Genomic DNA, 22,536 nt, shown 5'->3' with positions numbered 1-22,536 from the left:
GGGCCCGCGCCCCCGCCACTGCGTACACGAGTGTGTTCACGTTGCGTCGCTACTTGGTGATGGCCGAGTACGCCAGGATGAGCGAGGCGAGCGCCGAGGTGGAGGCCAGGATGCGCGTCCACATCTCGTTGGAACTCGTGGTGGACTCGGGCTTCGCCGGCACGGTGATGGTGGAACCCGAGACCACGCGCGGCGAGGAATGGAAGAAGAAGGCCACCCGCTGTACCCGCTTGGACGTTCCCGCGGGATACGCCACCACCGCCTTGTGCATCTGCCCGCGTTCCGACGGACCACCGGCCAGCTCGATGTATTCTCGCACCGAGCGCCCCGGCTCGTACTTCACCAGCGTGGGGCGGCTCACCGCCCCCTGCACCAGCACGGTGCGCGGGTTGGACTCGATGTACAGCTCATCGCCCGAGCGGAGCAACAGGTTGCTCTCGGCGTCGCCGCGCATGGCGCGCACGAAGTCCACTTCCACGTCCTTGCCCTCGCGGCGCAACCGGAACGACTCGGCATACGCGCTGGGCAGCGAACCGCCGGCGCGCGTGACGATGTCCTTGATGCGATCGCGATTCTCGGTGATGGCGTAGACCCCACCGTACGTGAATTCGCCGCTCACCGTCACCGCCTTCTGCGCCCGGAAGCCGGGCGACGACCGCACGAAGATGCGGTCGTCGCGCTCCAGCTTGAACGACGCGGCGGACGAGGTGGCGAACGGCGCGCCGGCCGGGAAGCTGTAGACGATGCTCGTCGTGTCGCTGTAGCTGGCGCCCACGCGACGACGCGAAAGATCCACCCACTGCGCCTCCTCGGAAAAGCCGCCCGCGCGTTCGATGGCGTCGCGCAGCGTCTCCTTCTCGGTGAACGCGCGCGTCCCGCCGCGGTTCACCGCGCCGCTCACCGAGACCGTCCCCGACGGATAGGCGGTGCGTCCGTCGAGCACTTCCACCGCGTCGAACTCCTCCAGCTGGAAGTTCCGGCCCGCGTCGCTGAGCGCGTCCACATTGAACAACTCGGTGCGCCCCGTCATCGGCACCTGGCGCACCACCTTCACCCGGTCGCCCAGCGCCCACGGGAGCATCCCCTGCGTGCGCTGCAGCAACTGGCCGAGCGTCATCTTGTCGCGCAGCTCGTACTCGCCCGGCTGGTAGACTTCGCCGCCGATCGTCACCACGTTGCGGCGCGTGGCGCCGATGGCGAAGACCGTCACGATGTCGTTGTCGAGCAGCGGCACGCGCGCCAGCGAATCGAGGTCGCCCTTGAGCTGCACGTCCACCTTCACCCGCTCGATGCCCGGCGCGCGACGCTCGGCGGGGAGCACGCGGTCGATCTGCACCCGCTCCACGCTGGCGCTCGCCTGCAGGCCGCCGGCGAAGCCGAGAAGATCGCGGAAGCCCTCGTTCTGCTTCAGTTCGAAGATGCGCGGGCGCCGCACGCTTCCCGTGACGGCCACGTTGCGCGTGGACAGCGGCACGTAGATCACATCGCCCTGCTCGGTGCGAATGTCGTTGGTCGCGTCGCCTTTGAGCAGGTAATCGTAGAGGTCGAGCCGGCGAATGGTCTGCCCGCCGCGCCGCACCTCGATGGCGCGGAACGAGCCACGATCGGTAGGGCCGCCGGCGCGCGCCAGGGCGTGGAAGACCGTGCCGAGCGCATTCACCTGGATGGCGCCCGGGTTGGTCACTTCGCCAATCACGAAGACCGCGTTGCTGCGGATGCGCGCGATGCTCAGGTCCAGCCGCGCCTCGCCCGTGTTGAGCCCGCTGTACGACTGCGCCATCCGCGTTTTCAGCACGGTGCGCGCGCCGTCGAGCGTGAGCCCCGCGATGGAGATCTGCCCGACCTGCGGAATGATCACCGTCCCGTCGCGGCGCATCTCGAGCTGGTAGGCCAGTTCCACCTGGCCCGTCACCACCAACTGGAGCGCATCGCCCACGCCCAGCCGGTACGCCGGGTCCACCGGGCCGCTGGTGATGGGATCAAAGGCCGTGCTGGCGCGATTGAAGATCTCGCGGCCAAAGACGCCCCCCGCGCCGCCGGCGGCACGCTCGCGATTGGCGCGCTCGGTCTCCTGCTCCACCTCGGGCTTGTTGCTCGCGTCGGGGGTGAGAATGCCCAGCGCGCTGAGCGCCTGCGCAAACGAGTTGGCCTGTGCTCCTGTGGGAGCGGCGGCGCCGGGCTGGCCCGCCTGCCCCGTCTGCCCCGCGAAGAACGGATTCGCCAGCGACGGATCGTACCCCGCCGCCTTCAGCCGCTCCTGGATCTGCGTCTGGCTCATCCCCGAGTTCCTGATGGCATTCGCAATCTGGTCGTTGCTGACGTTCTTCCCCATCGCGGCGGCAGCCTGCTGCGCCTCGGTCGGCGCCGTGGGCGTCACCACAGGGGCGGGAGCCGGCGCCGCGGGAGGGGCCGGGGGGGCCGGCGGATTCTGCGCGGCGAGGGGAAGGACAAAGCCGCCGAGGACCGCTGCAAGAACGGATGCGCGAATCATTGATCACAGGGGATGAGAATGTTCGGGGCGGCCCCATTGATGGCACCGCCGGCGTGCTGGGAGAAACCTATTGAGACGCGGACGGAACGTCCATTATGGGGAGACTACACGGAACGGGGAGGGGGTAGAGGCTAAGGGACGAGGGACGGGATTCGGAACGAGGAGGGAGGTCGATGGCGCGCCAGTGATCTCCCTCCTCGTTCCGCATCCCATCGCCCCTTGCCTGGCCTCTACCTCCTCCTCGTTCCGTTATTAGACGGCGCGTAGTGTCAACCGTTCCGCCGTCTGCGCGATAGCCGTCACCAACTCTTGCGCCCCCGTGAACTCATCGCGCTCCACGCTCCACCCTCTCCGTGGCACTTCCTCCAGCTGCTCCAGCCCCTCGCCAATCAGCAGGTATGCCCAACGGTCGGTGCGGCTGTAAATCCACAGGTCGAGCATCGGGCTCAGCACCAGCTGGTCGTCGGGGGTGTAGACGGCCAGTTCCACGCCGCCGCTCGCGACCAGCGGCACCTTGAGCCGGCCGATCGTCTCGCGCACCTCGGGGAGACTCAGCCCCTGCCCCACGTAGCGGCGCTTGCTCCGCAGGCACTCGATGGAGCAGTCGACCACGGGGGGGAGATGCTCGCTGAGCGCGTGCAGCAGTTCGACGCTGCGCTCCATCGGCGCGCCGACGCGCGCCACGTGGAGTCCGTTTTCGATGGCGGTGCTGAACACAGTGTCGGCGGCGCGGAAGCGATCGGCGACGGAGGTGATGGGCGTGCGGTGGCGGAAGAGGCCCATCACTTCATCTCGCGCGCGATGCGCATGAGTTCCTCGCGCGAGTTGCGCGCGGGGTTCTCGATCACCGTATCGAGCAGGCGCCGCAGCGTCGACCCAAGCGCGGGTCCCTTGGGAACGCCCGCCGCCGCGAGGTCCTCGCCGTCCACCTGCAGGTCGCCAATCTCGATCGGATCGCGATAGGCGATGCGAACCAATCGACGATAGGCGCTTTGTACCTTGGGGTGCGCGGGCACGGGCACAGTGGGGTGCAAGGTGCTCGGGTGGGTGGCCGCTCCGTTTCCCTCCCCTGCACCCCCCGCGCCCCGAGCACCCCCCCGTGCCTGTGCCCCTTCCCCAAGTTGTCTCAGGCCGCTCCACCGCGCGGCATTCAGTCGCCACCAACTGGCCGCGGCCGTGCGCCCCACCTCCGCCGCCCACCGGCGCAGCTCGGCGTCGGTGGGACCATCAGCGCGCGCCATCGCGGCGTCCACCGCGTCGCCCAGCGTCGCGCGCGCCTCGGCGAGCCGCGTCACCCATGCGATGTCGTGATTCGAGAAGCGCAGCTCGCGCAGCGCGCGCTCGGCGGCGCGCTTATCGTCACCAAAGAAGAGCATCGCGATGCGCAGCAGCTTGCGCTCCACGGCGCGTTTCCCCATCGGCAGGGGGAGATGATCGAGTGCCGCGAACCTCTCGGCGGGTGCGTCGTCGAGCGCGCCTACGAGCGCGCGCAGCGCCCCCGCCTCGCGCCAGCGCGCGAAGGCGGCGCTCGGGCGCGGCACCTGCTCCATCGTCTTCTCGATCTCCTGCTTCACCCGCTCGGCGCTGAGCCGGCTGAGGTGCGGAGCGGAGTTGCAGATGGCCTTCCAGGTGGCCGGATCGATGGCAAAGTCGAAGCGCGACGCAAAGCGCAGCGCGCGCAGCGCGCGCAGGCGATCCTCCTTCATCCGCTGCTCGGCGTCGCCCACGCAGCGCAGCAGCCCGGCGCGCAAATCCTTGCGCCCGCCGAACGGATCGAAGAGTTCCCCCGTCTGCGGGTTGTACGCGATGGCGTTGATGGTGAAGTCGCGGCGCGCCAGGTCTTCTTCGAGCGACGCGCCAAACTGCACCTCGGCGTGCCGCCCGTCGGTCTTCACATCGAGCCGAAACGTGGTCACCTCGTGCATCCGCCCGTGCGCGTCGAGCACGCCCACCGTGCCGAAGGCGATCCCCACCGGCACCGTGCGCTTGAACGTGCGCATCACCTCGGGGGGCGTCGCGCTGGTGGCGAGGTCCCAATCGAGATGCTGATGGCCGAGGAGCGCGTCGCGGACGGCGCCGCCGACACACCATGCCTCGAAGCCGGCGCGCCGTAGGCGGGCGGCGATTTCGAGAACCTCGGGAGGGGGGGTGAGACGGGACACGGAACGGGGAGGGGGTAGAGGCTTGGGGACGAGGGACGGGTGCAGTCTAGGGGGGACGGGAGGGGACGGGAGGTGACGGGGGGGACCGTCCTACTCCTTTCCCCGCAGCTGGAAAGTACCGCATTCCGGGCGGGAATGGTCAGCGGCGCTTGTGCGACATCGCCCGCGCCGATTCGGTGTCGATCGCCGGCAATCGATGACGCTCCGTGGCCTGGCTGGCGCCAGTTTGCACTCACATCGATGGTCGACCTTGAGCCCGGAGTTGGCAATGCGGCACCGAGATCCGTTATCGTTGGTGACGTCAACCTTCGGAGTCGCCATGTTGTCGCTCACCGCCGTTTACCGAAAGGTCCCTGAGGGCTACATCGCCTTCGTCGAGGAGTTGCCGGGCGCCAACTCCCAGGGCGACACACTGGCGGAGGCGCGGGCGAATCTCCGGGAAGCCGTCGAGCTGGTCATTGCCGCCAATCGAGATCAGTCGCGATCCGAACTCACGGACGCTGATGTGATTCGCGAGACCCTGGATTTTAGCGCGTGAAGCGCGTGGATTTCATTCGGCATCTCGAGGCGCACGGTTGCCGAATACTCCGTGAAGGTTCGAATCACTCGCTCTTCGTCGGCCCGACCAAGCGCGTGTCCACGGTTCCGCGACATCGGGAGATCCACGACTTCCTCGCGCGTCGCATTTGCCGCGCGCTTGAAGTTCCCGAGCCCTAGACCCATCACTTGGGGCATGCCACGCCCGCGAGGCCCCTACACCTTCGCCGCGATCTCCTCGCCAATCGCCAGGCAGGCCGTGGCCGCCGGGCTCGGCGCGTTGAGCACGTGCAGGGCGCCCGGTCGCTCGAGAAAATCGAAGTCATCCACGAACGTGCCGTCGGGCTTCATCGCCTGCGCGCGCACCCCCACCGGCCCCGGGAGCAGGTCATCGCCCGTCACCTCGGGGACGAGTCGCTGCAGCGACTGCACAAAGACGTCCTTGCTCAGCGAGCGCTTGAGCTCGTAGGCCGTCATCCCCGCGTACTTCGCGAGAAAGCGCCAGAGCCCCGGAAAGGTGAGCGCCGACGCGGCGTCGCGCAGATTGAACGCCCAGCGCTTGTACCCTTCGCGATCGAGCGCGAGCACCGCGTTGGGGCCGCACTCCACGCCGCCGAGGGCGAGGCGCGTGAAGTGCACGCCGAGGAACGGGAAGGATGGATCGGGGACCGGATAGATGAGCCCCTTCACCAGATGCTCGCGTTCGCGCTTGAGCACGAAGTACTCGCCGCGGAACCCGACGATGCGCGTCGAGGGACGCTCGCCGGCCAGGCGCGCCAGCCGATCGCTGTGCAGGCCGCCGCAGGTGACGATAAAGTCGGCACGGAGCTCGAGCGCTCCGGCCTGCACGCGCCACCCTGCCCCGTCGCGTTCGATGCGCGTCGCCGCCGCGCTCGCGTGCGTCTCCACGCCGGCCGCGACGAGATCCTCGGCAAGCGCGTTCACGACACCGCGGTAGTCGACGATCCCCTCTTCGGGAACGTGCACCGCGGCGACCACGCGCACGTGCGGCTCGAGCTCGCGCGCCTCGGCGGCGCTCAGCCAGCGCAGTCCCAACAACCCGTTCTGCTGGCCGCGTTCGAAGAGCGAGCGCAGGCGCGGCACTTCGTCGTCGGTCGCCGCGACGACCAGCTTGCCGCAGACGTCGTGGACGATGCCGCGATCGCGGCAGTAGGCGTGCATCTGCGCCAGCCCGCGGCGCACGAGTCGCGCGCGCGCCGAGCCGGGCTTGTAGTAGAGGCCGCTGTGGAGGACACCGGAGTTGTGCGTGCTCTGGTGCGCGCCGAAGCGGGGTTCCTTATCGATGAGGGTGATGGCGGCGGTGGGATATTTGGCGCGAAGCGCGCGCGCGGTGCCGAGCCCAACCAGGCCGCCGCCGATCACCAATATTCTCGCGTGGGTCGCCATGCCTTAAACTACGCGATTGTGGTGCCTTCGGACCGCGAATCGTTGGGGGCAGCACCGCGCATCGTTGGGGACCCCGCCTCTGCGCTGCTTCCGCCCGAACGATGGCGGCGGCGGTCGCCCTCCGCTGCCTAACGAAGCGCCCCAGAATGGCGCGCACGAAGCGCCAAACGTTGGCGCGCCAGCTAGCCGCACAGCACCGAGCCGCCGTTCACGTTCACGATCTCCCCAGTGATATGCCGCGCCTCGTCCGTGCACAGGAAGACCGTCGGGAACGCGATATCCTCCGGCGTCGCCACGCGCCCCACCGGAATCCCCGCCGCAATCCTGTCGCGCCCGCCGTCCGCGTACGGCACGTCGCACATCTCGGTGTCCACCCACCCCGGCGCGACGGCATTCACGGTGATTCCCTGCCTCGCGACCTCGATGGCGATGGACTTCACGAAGCTGATCATCGCCCCCTTCGACGCGCCGTAATCGCTGTGCATCGCCTCGCCGCGCTGGCCGGCGGTGCTGGCAATGAGCACCACGCGGCCGCCGGGATCCATCACCTTGAGCGCGGCGCGCGTGGTGAAGAACATCGAGTCGACGTTCTCACGCATCGTGCGGCGCCAGCGGTCGTCGGCCATGTCGGCCGCGAGCACCTCTTCCACCGGCCAGATGCCGGCGTTGCCAACGAAGATGTCGAGCCCGCCGAGTTCCTTGACGGTGTGCACGACGAGCTTCTCGGCCCCGACCCGGGTGCCGATGTCGCTGGCATAGGCGACTGCCTTCACGCCCTTCGCCTTGCACTCGGCCACCACATTCTTGGCGTCCTTGGTGCGCTTGTGGTATCCAATGCAGACGTCGGCGCCGGCCTCGGCGAGGGTCCGGGCGATCGCCGCGCCGATGCCGCGGGATCCGCCGGTGACGAGCGCGCGCTTGCCTTTGAGACTGAACATTGCAGCTCCGTGTCCGTTCAGGTGCCGGTGAATCGCTGCCCCGCTTCCGCTGAGCGGCCCGTGAAACCTACCACGCCAATGACGGCTCCGGAGGGGCGTTCTCGACGCTAGATTGCCTCGGTTGACAATTTCATCTAACGCTGTTATGTTACCGAACCATGTCAAATGCAAGCGAAGGATCGCTCCCAGATTCGTCCCCGTCGCGCGCGCGGCGGGAGCGCGAGAAAGCCGAGACCCGCCGGCTGATTCTCGAGGCGGCGCGTGGGCTGTTCACGACCGTCGGGTACGCGCACACGTCGATGCGCCGCATCGCCGACAAGATCGGGTACACGGCCACGGCCATCTACCACCATTTCAAGGACAAGGACGCGCTGCTCAACGAGCTGTGCCTGTACGACTTCCGCGCCCTGGGCGAGGCGCTGCGCTCGATGGATCAGATCCCCGATCCGATCACCCGCCTTCGCCTGATGGGGCAGAACTACGTGAAGTTCGCGCTGGCCCACCCGCAGCAGTTCCGGTTCATGTTCCTGGTGGAACGGCCGATCCCGGGTCCCGACCAAGTAACCATTGAAGGCGGTGAGGACGGTTACCAGTTTCTGGTCAACAACCTCCGCGAGGGGATCGAGCAGGGTCGCTTCCGCCCGGAGTTCAAGGATCCGGAGATGCTGGCGCAGATCGTCTGGTCCAGCGTCCACGGCCTCGCCGCCATCCACCTGATGGCGCCCGGGAAGAGCCACCCCTGGATGAACCTCCGCGACCCGGATGAAACCGCGCGCCAGCTTTGCGAAGTAGTGTTGCGCGGGCTCCTGCGCGATCCGAACGACTGAGCCCCCTTTTTTTCGGCATCTACCTAACACCGTTACGCTCCCTAGCAATGTTCAAGAACTGCAGAACGCTCTCGCCGGACGACGGTGCGCTGCACCTGATCATCACCACGATCACGGTGCTCATCGCGGCCCTGATCCTGATGTTTACGTGGCCGAGCGACGTGGCGGCGCAGGCGCCGCTCGACTCGATCGCCCGCCTCGCCATTGAGCGCAACCTCGGCGTGCGGCAGGCGCGCGAGTCGGCGAAGCAGGGCGAACTGGGCGTGCGACAGGCGGCGGGGCTCTTCCTCCCCACCCTCTCGGTCGACGCGCGCTATTCGGAAATGAACGGCGCCATCGACCTGGGCGACGTCATCAATCCGGCCTACGCGGCGCTCAACCAGATCATCGGCCAGCCGCGCTTCCCGACGAACATCCACCAGACGCTGCCCTACAAGCAGGAGACGAAGCTGCGGTCGACGCTGCCGCTCTTCAACGGCGCGCTCTTCGCCAACCTCTCGGCGGCGCGCGCGCTGCGCGACCTGCGCGGCGCCGAACTGGCCGCGGCCAAGCGGCGGCTCGATGCCGACGCGCGTATCGCCTATCTGAACTACGCCCGCGCGGCGCGCGCCGTGGACATCTTCGACGCGGCGCTGAAAGTGGTGCGCGAGAACGAACGCGTCGCCGAGCGTCTCGTCGGCGCGGGGAGTGCCACCGGCGATGCGGTCTACCGGGCGCGCGCCGCGGTGGCCGACGTGCAGCAGCAGCGCGCCGAGTCGGTGCGGATGCGCGACGCGGCGCTGGGGTCGCTCAACCTGCTGCTCGATCGCGATGCGATGACGCCGGTGCCGCTGCTCGACGAAACGACGCTTCCCGAGCTGCGCCCGCTGACGCTCGATGAGGCGTTCGCCGGCGCGCAGCGGCGCGAAGAACGGTCGCAGGTGGCCGCCGGCGCCGCCGCCGCGCGCGCGCAGGGGCGCGCCGCGACGTCCGGATTTCTTCCAAGCCTCGCCGTCGCCGCCGACTACGGCGTGCAGGGAGCGGAATACCACTTCGACACCGCGCACGATGCGGCGATGGCGAGCGTAGTGCTGCAGTGGAACCTCTTCAACGGCGGCCAGGATGCAATGCGCCGCCAGCAGGCCGCGGCCGCGCAGCGCTCGATGCAGTACAGGTCGCTCGAAGCCGACCGGATGATCGCGCTCGACGTGCGCACATCATTCGACGCGGTAGAAGTCGCGCGCCAGAGCATGGCCGCAGCGACCGCCCGTGCCGACGCCGCGCGCCGCGCCTTCCAGATGGTGGACCGTCGCTTCAACGAAGGGCTCGCGTCGCATCTCGAGTGGGCGGATGCGAGATCGCAGTTCACGGCGGCGGAACTGAATCTGGTGATGAGCAGATATTCGCTCGTTGCTCGCTATGTCGATCTCGAGAGAGCGGCGGCTTTGAGGGCGATTCAATGACTTTGGGGGAGGGGGCCCCCACCCCGCCCTCCTCTCCATACCCCTAACCCCTCAGCAAGCCCCCGCCCCCCGCCCCCCTCTCTCAAAGAAAACGCAAATGTCCAATAGACTCGCACTCATACTCACTGCCCTCGCCGCCGCTTGCAGCACCTCCGCCGAAGGCCGCAATCCTCCGCCCGAGACTATCACCCCGGTGCAGATGGCCCCGGTGCTTCCCGCGGGCCAGGGCACTACCATCAGCGCCTCGGGCACGCTCGGCGCCAAGGATGAAGTGACGCTCTCGTTCAAGATCGGCGGCATTGTCGGCCGGGTGCTCGTGGACGACGGCGCGAAGGTGCGGCGCGGGCAGCTCCTCGCGTCGCTCGACCAGCGCGAGATCGACGCGATGCTCGCCAAGGCAACGGCCGGCGCGGAGAAGGCGCGGCGCGATGCGCAGCGCGTGGAACGGCTCTATCGCGACTCGGTGGCCACGCTTGCGCAGCTGCAGGACGTGCAGACGGGGCGCGACGTGGCCGAGGCCGACCTGCGCGCGGCACGCGTGAACAAGGAGTATGCGACGATCGTCGCGCCGGCCGACGGCGTGGTGCTGCTGCGCATCGCCAATGCGGGACAGATGGTGGGCGCGGGAGCGCCGGTGCTGCACTTTGCCTCGCGCGGCCGCGGCAGCGTGCTGCGCGCCGGCATTCCCGACCGCGAGGCGGTGCGCCTGCGCGTGGGCGACGCCGCCGAAGTCGCGTTCGAAGCGGTGCCGGGCAAGGTCTTCAAGGGGAAGGTCGCGCAGATTGGCGCGGCCTCTGACCCGCGCACCGGGCTGTACACGGTGGAGATCTCGCTCGAGGGGGTGTCGGGGTTGCCATCGGGGCTCGTTGGGCGCGCCGTGATCTCGCCTCGGGGAAGAGGCACGGGCACGGTGGGGGAACGGAAAGGGGAACGGAAGGCGATTGGGGATGAGCGATTGTCGGATGAGGTGTATGCCATTCCCGCCGAGGCGCTGGTCGAGGGGAATCAGGAGCACGGTATCGTCTTCACGGTCGACGCCGCGGGACGGCGCGCGAAGTGCGTCGCGGTGACGCTCGTCGGGCTGGACGGTGATCAGGTGCTGGTGCGCGGCCTCGACGGCGTCACACGCGTGGTGCGCAGCGGCGCGGCCTGGCTGAGCGACAGCGCGCGCGTGGAGATCAAGCCGTGAAGCTCGCCGCCTTTTCCGTCAGGCGCTGGCAGTTCACGATCCTGATGTTCCTGATGCTCGTCGCCATCGGCGTGGCGAGCTGGAAGCGGATCCCGCGCGGCGAAGACCCGGTCTTTCCGATCCCGACGTTCATGGTGATCGTGGTCTACCCGGGCGCGAGCCCGAGCGACATGGAACAGCTGGTCGTCGACAAGATCGAGGACAAGCTGGGCGCGCTCGAGGGCGTCTGGAAGCTCTTCGCGCGCGCCGAGGACGGGCTCGCGACCATTCGCATCGAATTCGAGCCGAGCGTGGACGCCGATCGCAAGGAGGACGAGGTGCTGCGCGAGATGAACGCGCTGCGCGCCGAACTCCCCGCCGGGCTCGCGCGCCTGCAGATCCTCCGCGCCTCGGCGACCAACGTCAGCATCCTCCAGGCGGCGCTGGTGAGCGAGACGGCGCCGTACGCGCAGCTCGACTCCATCGCCAAGCAGTTCGAGAAGCGTCTCGAGCGACTGGAGAGCATCAAGAAGTCGGAGCGCTGGGCGGCGCCGACACGCGAAGTGCAGGTGGCGCTGAACCTCGACAAGCTGGCGCGCGCCGGCATCCCGCCGATGCAGGTGATGCAGGCCATCGGGAGCGACAACGTGTCGATTCCCGGCGGGAGCGTGGACGCGGGGACGCGCCGGTTCAACCTGGTGCCGCAGGGGCGATATCGCACGCTCGAGGAAGTGCAGCAGACGGTGGTGGGCGGATCGCGCGCCGGCGTGGTGCGGTTGCAGGACGTGGCCGACGTGCGCTGGGGGTACGGCGACCCGACGCACATCGGGCGGTGGAGCGGCGAGCGCGCCGTCTTCGTAACCGCCGCGATGAAGGAGAGCGCGAACATCACGGTCGCCAAGGCGGAGATGTGGCCGGTGCTCGACGAACTCGAGCGCACCCTCCCGCGCGGCGTGAAGCTGGTGCGCGGTTTCGACCAGGCGGCCAACGTCGACCGCCGCCTCTCGCGACTCGGCGCCGACTTCGCCATCGCCCTTTCCCTCGTGCTGCTGACCCTGCTTCCGCTGGGGCCGCGCGCGTCGGCAATCGTGATGACGTCCATTCCGCTTTCGCTCTCCATCGCGATCGCCCTGCTCGACGTGACGGGATACAGCATCAACCAGCTCTCCATCGTCGGATTCGTCATCGCGCTCGGCCTCCTGGTGGACGATTCCATCGTCGTGGTGGAGAACATCTCGCGCTTCCTGCGCGCCGGGCATTCCCGGCGCGACGCGGCGGTGCAGGCCACGCGGCAGATTGCGGTGGCGGTGATGGGCGCGACGGCCACGCTCATCTTCGCCTTCCTCCCGCTGATCTTCCTCCCGGGACTTCCCGGGCGGTACATGCGCTCGCTCCCGCTGGCCGTGGTGTACGCGGTGCTCGCGTCGCTCTTCGTGAGCTTCACGATCGTGCCGTGGCTGGCGAGCCGCATCATGCCCGTCACCAGCGAGAAGCGCGGCAACCGCTGGCTGCAACTGCTGGAGGGCGGGATCCAGAAGACGTACGCGCCGGTGCTGCACCGCGCGCTGGCCAATCCGTATCGCACGCTGCTGTTCAGTGTGATCCTGATCCTGAGTTCGTTCGCGCTGGTGCCGGTGGTGGGCTTCTCGCTCTTCCCCAAGGCGGGGACGCCGCAGTTCCTGGTGAACATCGAGACGGCCGAGGGGACGACGATTGCCGCCACCGACTCGGTGGCCCGCATCGCCGAACGCATCATCCTCAAGCATCCCAACACGCGCGGGGTCTTCACGAACGTCGGGAAGGACAATCCGTTCGTCTATTACAACACGGTGCCGCGGGCCGAAGCGGGGAACATCGCCCAGCTCTTCGTGCTGCAGCACGAATACCTTCCGCGCTCCACGCCGCAGATGATCGACAGCCTGCGCGCCACGCTGGCGCAGGTGCCGGGGGCGCGCATCGAGGTGCGCGAGTTCGAGAACGGCCCGCCCATCGACGCCCCCATCGCCATCCGCATCGAGGGGCCCGACCTCGACACGCTGCGCGCGCTCTCGGCGCGCGTGGAGCGCGTGATGGCGGCGACGCCGGGGACGCAGTACGTGCGCGACCCGCTCGCCGTCTCGCGCACCGACCTCGCCCTGCGCGTGGACCGGCAGAAGGCCGGGCTGCTCGGCGTCGCCACGGTGGAACTGGACCGCACGGTGCGCCTGGGCGTGGCCGGACTCGAGGCGGGCAAGTTCCGCGCGAGCGACGGCGAAGAGTATCCCATCACGGTGCGCGTGCCGCGCGACGGCCGGCCGACGAGCGAGATCCTCGACCGCATCCACGTGGCCTCCACCACGGGGGCGATGATCCCGCTGAACCAGCTGGCGCAGCTCGGCTTCAAGGGATCGCCCAATGTCATCACGCACTTCAACCAGGTGCGTTCGGCGACGGTCACCAGCTATGTGCTCACCGGCTACAACACCGATCGGGTGACCAAGGAAGTGCTGGCAACGCTGGAGTCGCTCAAGCTGCCACCGGGCTATCGCCTGATTCCGGCCGGGGAGATCGAGAGCCGGCAGGAGAGCTTCGGCGGCATCGGCAACGCCATCATCGTCGCCATCTTCGGCATCATGGCCATCCTCGTGCTCGAGTTCCGCACCTTCAAGAGCACGCTCGTCGTGGCCAGCGTCATCCCGCTCGGCATCGTCGGCGGCATCGTCGCGCTCTGGCTGAGCGGCAACACGCTGAGCTTCGCGGCGATGATCGGCTTCGTGGCGCTCATCGGCATCGAGATCAAGACGAGCATCCTGCTCGTCGACTTCACCGATGAGCTGCGACGGCAAGGCTACAATCTCGACGATGCCATCCAGCGCGCCGGCGAAGTGCGCTTCGTGCCCATTGTGCTGACCTCAATGACCGCCATCGGCGGCATGCTCCCGCTCGCCCTGCAGGGCTCGTCGCTCTACTCGCCGCTGGCGTGGGTGATCATCGGCGGGCTGGTGTCATCGACACTCATTGCGCGACTGGTGACGCCGGTGATGTACCGACTGCTCGCGCCTCGGCTTGAGTTTACTGAAGAGCATCCGATTCCGGACGCTTTGACGGAACGGGGAGGGGGTAGGGGCTAAGGGACGAGGGACGGGATGTGGAACGAGGAGGGAGGTCTCCGGTGCGCCAGAAACCTCCCTCCTCGTTCCACATCTCGTCCCTCCTCGCCAAGCCTCTACCCCCTCCCCGTTCCGCCAATCCTCAATCGTCTTTTTCCGCCTGCTCGCATATGTAGTGCTGTATGCACAGCTGAATCTCCTGCGCCCTATCCGTCCTGTCCGTCGGCACGACGATGCAGTGATCCACGAGCACGGCGAGCGGTCCCCCGCCCTTTGCCGACAGCGCCAGCGTCGCGACGCCCTGAGCCTGCGCGGCTTCGGCGGCGCGGAGGAGGTTGGGGGAGTTGCCGCTGGTGGTGTGCAGAATCAGCAGGTCGCCCTTCTTGCACAGCGCTTCCACCTGGCGCGAGAAGATGGTCTCGAAGCCGTAGTCATTGCCCGCCGCCGTCAACAGCGACGTGTCGGTCGTGAGGGCGATGGCGGGATAGGGGCGGCGCTCCTTCTTGTAGCGCACCACGTATTCCGTGGCCATGTGCTGCGCGTCGGCGGCGCTGCCGCCGTTGCCGCAGAAGAAGAGCGTGCCGCCGCCCTTCAGCGTGCCGCGCACCATTTCGACCGCTTTCTCGATGGCGGGGGCAAGGTCCGTCGCGCTCTTCGCGGCGAGTTCGGCAAGTTCAGTCAGGTGGGTCATCGGGGCAGACGGGAGAGGGGAGACGGAAGACGGGAGACTACAACCGGCGTTCCCGGGCTGCGGCTGGCTAAATCGCGGTGCTACTCCTCCGCGGCGAGCTTGGCGATGCGCTGCATCGCCTGGTCGGCGAAGGCGGTGAACGTCGACGGCTCGTCGGCGGCCGCCTCCAATGCATACGTCACGCAGGCATCGCCGGCCAGCAGGTCGAGCGCGGCGTCGCGGTCCTTGGGCGCGGCGGCCAGCACTTCCTTCATCAGGAATTCACTCGCCCGCAGCATCGCGTGCGACCGCGGCATCGCCTCCCACTCGGGATGCTCGGCGACGATCTGCGCGATGCGCCGCTTCAACGCATCGGGCGCCGCAGGCACGCGGGCGTCGAGCCAGGCTTGCAGCGCACCCATCGCTACTGGATTGCCTTCTTCACGATCGCGGCGGCACCGGCCATGGCCGTCTTCAGCGACTCCTCATCGGCCAGGCCCGCCTGCGCCATATGCGGCTTGCCGCCGCCGCGTCCGCCGCCGAGGGCCGCAATGTCCTTCACGAGGGCGCCGGCATTCACGTTCTTCGCGCGGAGGCCGTCGCCAACCACGACGAGCAGCGTTCCCTTGCCGTCCGTGACGGCGCCGAGCACCGCGACGCCATCGGGCATCGCCTCGCGCACCGCGTCGCCGAGCGTCTTGATGGCATCCACGTCCGCCGCGTCGGTCATCGCCACGGCTACGTTCGCGCCGTTCACGCTCTCGGCGCCGGCGACGATGGATTGCACCGCGCTGCCGCCGCCGCTGCCCTTCAGCGCCTCCTCGAGCTTCTTCTCGAGGGCTTTCTTGTCGTTGAGCAACGCGTCGAGGCGCCGGGCGATGGCTTCCACTCCGCCCGCGGCGACGTTCACCTTCAGCCGTTCGGCGATGGCATCGAGCGCGCGCTCCTTGTCGCGCAGCGCCTCGAAGGCCTTGGGCCCGGTGATGGCGACGATGCGCCGCACGCCGGCCGCCACGCCCTGCTCGTGCACGATGCGGCAGGCCGCGATCTGCCCGGTGTTGCGCACGTGCGTGCCGCCGCACAGCTCGACGCTGTAGCCGGGCACCTCCACCACGCGCACCACATCGCCGTACTTCTCGCCGAAGAGCGCCATCGCGCCGCCCTTCACGGCGTCGGCGTACTTCTTCTCCGTGATGGTGACGTCCACGTTCTCCCAGATGGCGTGGTTCACCCAGTGCTCGATGGCCTCGAGCTGTTCGGGCTTCACCGGGCCGTGGTGGGTGAAGTCGAAGCGCAGGCGGTCGGGCTCCACCACACTGCCGGCCTGGTGCACATGATCGCCGAGCACTTCGCGCAGCGCGGCGTGCAGCAGGTGCGTGGCGGTGTGGTTGCGCTCGGTGTCGCGCCGGCGGCTCCCGGGCACGCGCGCCGTGGCCATGCCGAAGTGGAACTCACCCTCCAGCACGCCGATGGCGGTGATGCGCCCGTCGATCTTCTTGACGTCGTCCACCGACACGCGCCAGCCGGCTCCCTCGATGGTGCCGCGGTCGCTCACCTGTCCGCCGCTTTCGGCGTAGAAGGGCGACTCACGCAGCATCACGGCCACCCGCCCGTCCGGGAGATGGCGCACGGCGGCGACATCGGTCTCGATGGTCGTGACTTCATAGCCGACAAACCGGCCGTGGGCCGCATCGCCGGGGGCGCCCTGCCAGCGCGACGCTTCGGCCGGGGCGTGCTCCCACTGCGACGCATCGCCGAGGTCGTCGGCGACCACCGCGATCTTCTTGCTGCGGCGCTCCTCCTGCGACTGCGCGCGCTGCGCCTGCAGCGCCTGCTCGAAGCCGGCGATATCCACCAGGTAGCCGCGCTCGCGCGCCATCAGCTCGGTGAGGTCGATCGGAAAACCGAACGTGTCGTAGAGGCGGAACGCATCGTCACCGCTGATCGAACCGCGAATCGCCGTGGAGCCCTGCGTGCTGCCGATCGGCGCGAGCGACTCGAACCGCTCGAGGCCGCCGCCGATGGTCGCGAGGAAGCGCTCCTCCTCGGCGCGCGTCGTCTCGACGATGTGCTTGCGGCGCACCTTCAGCTCGGGATAGACGTCGTGCATCATCTCGATGACCTTGTCCACGACCTTCACGAGCGTGGGCTCGCGGCGGCCGAGGAGCCAGGCGTGACGCACGGCGCGGCGGAGGATGCGGCGCAGCACGTAGCCGCGCCCCTCGTTGCTGGGGAAGACGCCGTCGGCGAGCAAGAAGGCGACGGCGCGCGCGTGATCGGCGATCACGCGGAACGACGCCGGATCGATGGCGCGGCCGTCGGGGCCGTTGGCCGAGCCGACGCCCTGCCCCGGGCGGTACGGATACTTGATGCCGACCACTTCCTCCACACGCTCGATGAGCGGGAGGAAGAGCGCGGTGTGGTAGTTGTTGGTGACGCCGCTCAGCACGGCGGCGATGCGTTCGAGGCCGGCGCCGGTGTCCACCGACGGCTTAGGCAATGGCACCATCGTGCCATCCGCCTGCCGGTCGTACTGCATGAAGACGAGGTTCCAGATCTCGAGGAAGCGCCCCGCCTCGGCGCCTTCAACAAAGGCGTCGAGCGAGTAGTCGGTGAGGTCGGTGCGCGTCCACTCGCCGTGCGCGTCCTTGGGGAAGGCCCAGTCCTTGGCGAGGTGCGCGAGGTCCACATAGATCTCGCTGCACGGCCCGCAGGGGCCGGTGTCGGCCATCTGCCAGAAGTTGTCCTTGGCGCCGAGTCCGTAGATGCGCGTCTCGGGGATGCCGGTGACGTCCTTCCAGAGCTGCCGCGCCTCGTCGTCCTCGTGATAGACGGTCACGCGCAGGTGCTCGGCGGGGATCTTCAGCACGTCGGTGACGAATTCCCAGCCGAAGCGGATCGCGTCGCGCTTGAAGTAGTCGCCGAACGAGAAGTTGCCGAGCATCTCGAAGAAGGTGTGATGCCGGGCGGTATGCCCCACCTGCTCGAGGTCGTTGTGCTTGCCGCCGGCGCGCACGCACTTCTGCGACGTGGTGGCGCGCCGATTGCCGTCGGGCGGTTCTTCCATGCCGAGGAAGACTTTCTTGAACTGCACCATCCCCGCGTTGGTGAACAGCAGGGTGGGATCGTCGCCGGGGACGAGGGAGGACGAGGGGCGGATGACGTGCCCGTGCTTGGCGAAGTAATCCAGGAATGCCTGGCGGATGTCTGCGGCGTGCATATCCGGGAAATGTAAGGGGGAACGGGGCGCCGGGTCACCTGCCTCGTTGGTCGCGATCGCGTCGGGACGCGGGTCCCGTCCTCGGGTTGGGGACGAGCCGGCGCGAGGTGCTCTCCCCCGCGAAATTCTCGGGGCCGGCGGCCCCTCGAGTATTCGCGGGAGAGAGCACCTCGCTTCGGCTCGCGAGTGGAGGGGGAAGCGCGCCTCGGCGCTCGCCTCCGTACGCACGCCGCGCCCCGCCCTTCGGCTTTCCAGCAAGCACGCCGCAGGATCCGCGCGGGGGTGAGAGAGCGACCGTGCCTTCCCCCTCTTTCGCGCGCGCAGGATCGAGGGGTCCCTCCCCGCGAATACTCGAGGGCCGCAGGCCCGAGAATTTCGTGGGGAGGGACCCCTCGATCCTGCGCGCCCCCCTCGCCGCGAGATAAGTTCAAGGCATGACCGGAAAGAACACCAGAGCGCTGATCCTGTGGCTTGACGCGACCGTTGTGGCGGTGACGCTCGCCGTCGTGATCGGGGGGATCACCCGCCTCACCGAAAGCGGCCTCTCCATCACCGAATGGAAGCCCGTCTCCGGCGTCCTCCCTCCGCGCGGCGACGTCGACTGGGCCAGGGCCTTCGCCGCCTTCCTGCAGATTCCGCAGGCGCAGACCGTGCACGCGGGGATCACGCTGGCGCAGTTCAAGTTCATCTACTGGTGGGAGTGGACGCACCGGCTGCTCGCCCGCGGCGTGGGACTCGTCATCGCCGTCCCGTACGTCTGGCACCTGGCGCGCGGCCACATTCCGTCGTACCTGCGGCTGCGGCTCGCGCTCCTCCCCATCCTCGTCGCGGCGCAGGGCGCGCTCGGCTGGTACATGGTCAGTTCGGGGCTCGTCGAACGCAGCAACGTGAGCCAGTACCGGCTGGCGGCGCACCTCGGCCTCGCCCTGGTGATTCTCGTGATCGCCCTCTGGACATCGGCGTCATTGCGCCGCCCGTTCGCGAAGGCCGAGAAGACCGACCGGCGCTGGGTGCACATCGGGGATGGCTTCGCCATCTGGATCTTCGCCGTCATCCTGAGCGGCGCGTTCGTCGCCGGCCTGCGGGCGGGCGCGATCTACAACGCCTTCCCGCTGATGGGCGGGCAGATCGTGCCGCCCGGCTACTGGGCGCTGGACGGGTTCTGGGCGAATGCCTTCGACAACCCCGTGGCGGCGCAGTTCCACCACCGGATCGTCGCGACGCTCACCGTCTTCGTCGCCGTCGGGCTATGGTTCGCCGCGACTCTCACCGAAGCGCCGGAGCGGGTGGTGAAAGCCCAGCGCGACGTCGCGATCATCGCCTGCCTGCAGGTGGCGCTCGGCATCACGACGCTGCTGTACGCCGTGCCAGTGGCGATTGCGGCGCTGCACCAGCTGACGGCGGTGGCGCTGCTGGGCGCGGCGGTGATGGCAGCTCATACGGCGCGCACAGCGCACCGGCGATAGAGGATTGGGCGGAACGAGGACGAGGTAGAGGCCTGGCGAGGGGAGAGGAGGTGTGGAACGAGGAGGGAGATCCGGGGGGCGCCAGTGATCTCCCTCCTCGTTCCGACTCCCAGACCCCGTCCCTGAGCCTCTACCGCCTCCTCGTTCCGCGCTGTGGGGCCTCTACCTCCTCCCCGTTCCGTTCACTTGAGGACCTTCTTCAGCACCACTCCAATGTCGTCCGCGTTGTACCCCCGCCGCGCGAGGTAGCCGTAGAGGCGGCGCTTCACGACTTCCGGCTCCTGGCCCTGGAGCATCGCCAGCTTCTTGCGCGCGGCGCCCTCGAGGAGGGCGCGCTCGTCGACCGACTCTTCCTCCAGCACCTCGGCGATGGCGGCATCCGCCATCGCGCGATCGACACCGCGCCGAGAGAGCTCCTGCGCGAGGCGGCGGCGTGACATGCCCTTGCCCAACGCACGGGAACGGGCAAAGGCACGGGCAAACTGCGAATCATCGATGGCGCCGATCTCCTCGAGGCGCTGCACGGCATCGGTGACATCGGCGCGGTCGAAGCCGCGCTGCAGCAGCCAGCGCTCGAGTTCGTGCGCGCTGCGGGCGCGGCGACCGAGCGCCGCGGCGGCGCGATCGAAGGCCTCGAGCTTGCGCGCCGCCACCATCAGCCGGTCGCCCGCCGCCTCGTCGATCACCTTGCCGACGGCGAGTCCCGAGTCGTGGAGATAGGCCGCGTTCACGATCGCCACGCTCTTGCCGTCCACATGGACGGCGTAGCGCCCCGGCTTGCGCGGATTCTCGCGGAGCGCCGTGACGGTCCCGGCAATCGTCGACGACTGGCGGTCAGCCGTCGACTCCTCGTCGCCGCCACCCGCCGTCAAGACTGCACCCTTTGGCTTGCCCCAGCTGAACATCAAGGAACTCCTGAAACCTGCTGGAATCTACGAATCACTGTGGTGCGCCGCCGCAGGGGAGAACCCACGGAGGGCATAGGGGAATACGGAACGGGGAGGGGGTAGAGGCTAGGGGACGAGCGAGGGGACTTGGAACGGGGAGGGGGGTCATTTGTGCGCCCGTTCCCTCTCGTCCCCTCTCGTTCCTGCACTCGTCCCCCCTCGCGTAGCCCCTACCCCCTCCTCGTTCCGCCAGAAGTAAAGCGCCGAGGGGCCACCCAGGTGCAGATCGGGGATTCCGGGCCCCGGCCGTACACCAAGATCGACCCCCCGGCGCTCATCGTCGGGGCGAGACTGCCACCCCTATTCCTCCACGGCCTCCTCGGCAGCCGGCGCGAGGCCGATGCCAAGCAGGGCCTTCACCTTCTCTTCGATATCGGCCATCACGACCGCATTGTCCTTCAGGAACATCTTCGCGTTCTCGCGACCCTGCCCGATGCGCTGGTTGTTGTAGCTGTACCAGGCCCCGGACTTCTCGATGATCCCCGCCTCGGCACCGATATCTACCAGCAGCGAGACGTGAGAGATCCCTTCGGCGTACATGATGTCGAACTCGGCCTGCTTGAACGGCGGCGCGACCTTGTTCTTGACCACCTTCACGCGCACGTGCGAGCCGATGACATCTTCCTTCTCCTTCACCGGCCCGATGCGGCGGATGTCGAGGCGCAGCGAGGCGTAGAACTTGAGCGCCTTGCCGCCCGTCGTCGTCTCGGGGTTGCCGAACATCACCCCGATCTTCTCGCGCAGCTGGTTGATGAAGACCACCGACGTCTTGGACCGCGCGATGGCGCCGGTGAGCTTGCGCAGCGCCTGGCTCATGAGCCGAGCCTGCAGGCCCACGTGCGAGTCGCCCATCTCGCCCTCGATTTCCGCCTTCGGCACGAGGGCGGCAACCGAGTCCACGACCACGATGTCCACCGCGCCGGAGCGAACGAGGATCTCGCAGATCTCGAGCGCCTGTTCGCCCGTGTCGGGCTGCGAGATGAGGAGCTTGTCGACATCCACGCCGAGCTTCTTGGCGTACTCGGTGTCGAGCGCATGCTCGGCGTCGATGAACGCCGCGGTGCCGCCCGTCTTCTGCGCGTTGGCGATGACGTGGAGGCAGAGCGTCGTCTTGCCCGACGACTCCGGCCCGTAGATCTCCGTGACGCGACCGCGCGGAATGCCGCCCACACCGATCGCCGCATCGAGATTGATCGCGCCCGTCGGAATTGATTCCACGCGCACCGCCGCACGGTCGGAGCCCATCTTCATGATGGCGCCCTTGCCGTACGACTTCTCGATCTGCGCGATGGCAAGACCGAGTGCCTTCTTCTTTTCGTCTTGCTGCGCGGTGGTGACGGCCATTTACTCCTCGAGCGAACTGGGGCCGGCGGCCCGTGAAGGAATCTACCCAGCGAATTCGGCGGTGCTATCCCCGAAGAGAAAGCGAAAATCAACTCCCGAAGAAAATACGAAGCGCACGCATTTCCACAAGGGGCCTTCGGTGGCCAAGAGACCTAACGTGTTTCCGAACAACGACTTATCAACAGATTGCGCAACTCGTTGTAAAAGTTGGCGTTATATCGCTATCGGCACCTAGTGATCAGATCCGTGATGCGGCCGCGACGGGTATCTGTACAGAAACGTTACACCATAAATGCCCCTTCGACGTGGCGCACCCACGCGGTCCGGTCGCGCAGCAGCACGCCGATCACGTCGAAGCGATAGGAACTTGCGTTGTCGTGCCGCGCCATCCATTCGCGCGCGCTGCGCACGAGGGAGCGCTGCTTCTGCGCGTGCACGGCTTCGACGGGATCGCCGAACTCCAGCGCCGCGCGGGTCTTCACCTCGACGAACGCGACGGTGCCGTCGCGCTCCGCGATGACATCGATGTCGCGATGCCCGCTGCGCCAGCGGCGCGCGAGCACGGTGTAGCCCTGGCGCTCGAGCCAGCGGGCGGCGATGCGCTCGCCGAGTTCGCCGAATTGGTTGGTCGCTTTCGTCATGGCGCGAGAGTAGCAACGCGTCGGCGCGCGTGCGTCACCAACTGCTCGCGGCTCGCATCCTTTCAGCGCATACTCTCGTGCGCGGCTCGCTCAGGCCGGGTCTCCTTCCACGAAATTGTCGCGCCGTTGGCGCGACAGTATTCGCGGAAGGAGACCCGGCCTTCGCTCGCTGCGGCATCGAGTCTGG

The 22,536-nt window shown here is 68.2% G+C and carries 17 protein-coding genes; 6 read left to right on the top strand and 11 right to left on the bottom strand.

The features are described 5' to 3' along the window. Positions 1 to 49: 49 nt before the first annotated feature. The 3 genes from VGJ96_15285 to VGJ96_15275 form a co-directional block, all read right to left on the bottom strand. Positions 50 to 2,491 carry an SLBB domain-containing protein gene (locus VGJ96_15285; GenBank protein ID HEY3288484.1) on the bottom strand — a complete coding sequence of 814 codons (2,442 nt, stop codon included), beginning with the start codon at positions 2,489 to 2,491 and terminating at the stop codon, positions 50 to 52. Positions 2,492 to 2,743: 252 nt separating this feature from the next. Beyond that, entirely contained in the window at positions 2,744 to 3,274 is a 531-nt protein-coding gene (locus tag VGJ96_15280) for a hypothetical protein (GenBank protein HEY3288483.1), read from the bottom strand. Beyond that, entirely contained in the window at positions 3,274 to 4,653 is a 1,380-nt protein-coding gene (locus VGJ96_15275; GenBank protein ID HEY3288482.1) for a CCA tRNA nucleotidyltransferase, read from the bottom strand. Before VGJ96_15275 ends, VGJ96_15280 begins: the two co-directional genes overlap by 1 nt. 319 nt (positions 4,654 to 4,972) lie before the next feature. Here VGJ96_15275 and VGJ96_15270 point away from each other — a divergent pair, with 319 nt between their 5' ends. After that, positions 4,973 to 5,191, top strand: a complete 219-nt coding sequence (locus tag VGJ96_15270; GenBank protein ID HEY3288481.1) for a type II toxin-antitoxin system HicB family antitoxin — start codon at positions 4,973 to 4,975, stop codon at positions 5,189 to 5,191. 215 nt (positions 5,192 to 5,406) lie between these two features. Here VGJ96_15270 and lhgO read toward each other — a convergent pair whose 3' ends face one another. Together lhgO and VGJ96_15260 are read right to left on the bottom strand one after the other, a co-directional pair. Further along, the gene (lhgO, locus tag VGJ96_15265; protein HEY3288480.1) at positions 5,407 to 6,597 is read right to left on the bottom strand and encodes an L-2-hydroxyglutarate oxidase; all 1,191 of its coding nucleotides are present in this window, start codon (positions 6,595 to 6,597) and stop codon (positions 5,407 to 5,409) included. A gap of 182 nt (positions 6,598 to 6,779) precedes the next feature. After that, positions 6,780 to 7,535, bottom strand: a complete 756-nt coding sequence (locus VGJ96_15260; GenBank protein HEY3288479.1) for an SDR family oxidoreductase — start codon at positions 7,533 to 7,535, stop codon at positions 6,780 to 6,782. 158 nt (positions 7,536 to 7,693) lie between these two features. Between VGJ96_15260 and VGJ96_15255 the strand changes: the two genes are divergently transcribed. From VGJ96_15255 to VGJ96_15240, 4 genes are all read left to right on the top strand, one after another. Then, entirely contained in the window at positions 7,694 to 8,362 is a 669-nt protein-coding gene (locus tag VGJ96_15255; GenBank protein HEY3288478.1) for a TetR/AcrR family transcriptional regulator, read from the top strand. A gap of 47 nt (positions 8,363 to 8,409) precedes the next feature. Then, a complete protein-coding gene (locus tag VGJ96_15250) occupies positions 8,410 to 9,804 on the top strand; it encodes a TolC family protein (protein HEY3288477.1) in 1,395 nt (464 codons plus the stop codon). A 199-nt stretch (positions 9,805 to 10,003) separates the two neighbouring features. Next, positions 10,004 to 10,993, top strand: coding sequence for an efflux RND transporter periplasmic adaptor subunit (locus VGJ96_15245; GenBank protein ID HEY3288476.1), 990 nt, complete (start codon positions 10,004 to 10,006; stop codon positions 10,991 to 10,993). After that, entirely contained in the window at positions 10,990 to 14,082 is a 3,093-nt protein-coding gene (locus VGJ96_15240; protein HEY3288475.1) for an efflux RND transporter permease subunit, read from the top strand. Before VGJ96_15245 ends, VGJ96_15240 begins: the two co-directional genes overlap by 4 nt. A 121-nt stretch (positions 14,083 to 14,203) precedes the next feature. On the opposite strand, the gene VGJ96_15235 is transcribed toward VGJ96_15240, so the two are convergent. The 3 genes from VGJ96_15235 to alaS form a co-directional block, all read right to left on the bottom strand. Next, positions 14,204 to 14,752 carry an SIS domain-containing protein gene (locus VGJ96_15235; protein ID HEY3288474.1) on the bottom strand — a complete coding sequence of 183 codons (549 nt, stop codon included), beginning with the start codon at positions 14,750 to 14,752 and terminating at the stop codon, positions 14,204 to 14,206. Between the two features lie 80 nt (positions 14,753 to 14,832). Next, complete coding sequence (locus VGJ96_15230; GenBank protein ID HEY3288473.1) at positions 14,833 to 15,153, bottom strand: hypothetical protein; 321 nt, start codon at positions 15,151 to 15,153, stop codon at positions 14,833 to 14,835. A gap of 2 nt (positions 15,154 to 15,155) precedes the next feature. Further along, positions 15,156 to 17,951 carry an alanine--tRNA ligase gene (gene alaS, locus VGJ96_15225; protein HEY3288472.1) on the bottom strand — a complete coding sequence of 932 codons (2,796 nt, stop codon included), beginning with the start codon at positions 17,949 to 17,951 and terminating at the stop codon, positions 15,156 to 15,158. Positions 17,952 to 18,385: 434 nt separating this feature from the next. Here alaS and VGJ96_15220 point away from each other — a divergent pair, with 434 nt between their 5' ends. Beyond that, positions 18,386 to 19,417, top strand: coding sequence for a COX15/CtaA family protein (locus VGJ96_15220; protein ID HEY3288471.1), 1,032 nt, complete (start codon positions 18,386 to 18,388; stop codon positions 19,415 to 19,417). 182 nt (positions 19,418 to 19,599) lie between these two features. On the opposite strand, the gene VGJ96_15215 is transcribed toward VGJ96_15220, so the two are convergent. The 3 genes from VGJ96_15215 to VGJ96_15205 all read right to left on the bottom strand — a co-directional run bounded on the left by VGJ96_15215 (position 19,600) and on the right by VGJ96_15205 (position 22,349). Next, entirely contained in the window at positions 19,600 to 20,322 is a 723-nt protein-coding gene (locus tag VGJ96_15215; protein ID HEY3288470.1) for a regulatory protein RecX, read from the bottom strand. A gap of 342 nt (positions 20,323 to 20,664) precedes the next feature. Continuing rightward, the gene (recA, locus tag VGJ96_15210) at positions 20,665 to 21,708 is read right to left on the bottom strand and encodes a recombinase RecA (GenBank protein HEY3288469.1); all 1,044 of its coding nucleotides are present in this window, start codon (positions 21,706 to 21,708) and stop codon (positions 20,665 to 20,667) included. Between the two features lie 281 nt (positions 21,709 to 21,989). Continuing rightward, positions 21,990 to 22,349, bottom strand: coding sequence for a YraN family protein (locus VGJ96_15205; GenBank protein ID HEY3288468.1), 360 nt, complete (start codon positions 22,347 to 22,349; stop codon positions 21,990 to 21,992). Positions 22,350 to 22,536 lie beyond the last annotated feature (187 nt).

It is taken from the genome of Gemmatimonadaceae bacterium (assembly GCA_036504815.1).
GTDB lineage: Bacteria > Gemmatimonadota > Gemmatimonadetes > Gemmatimonadales > Gemmatimonadaceae > PNKL01.
Note: the sequence above shows the minus strand (reverse complement) of the source record. Positions and strands in the feature narration are given on the sequence as shown.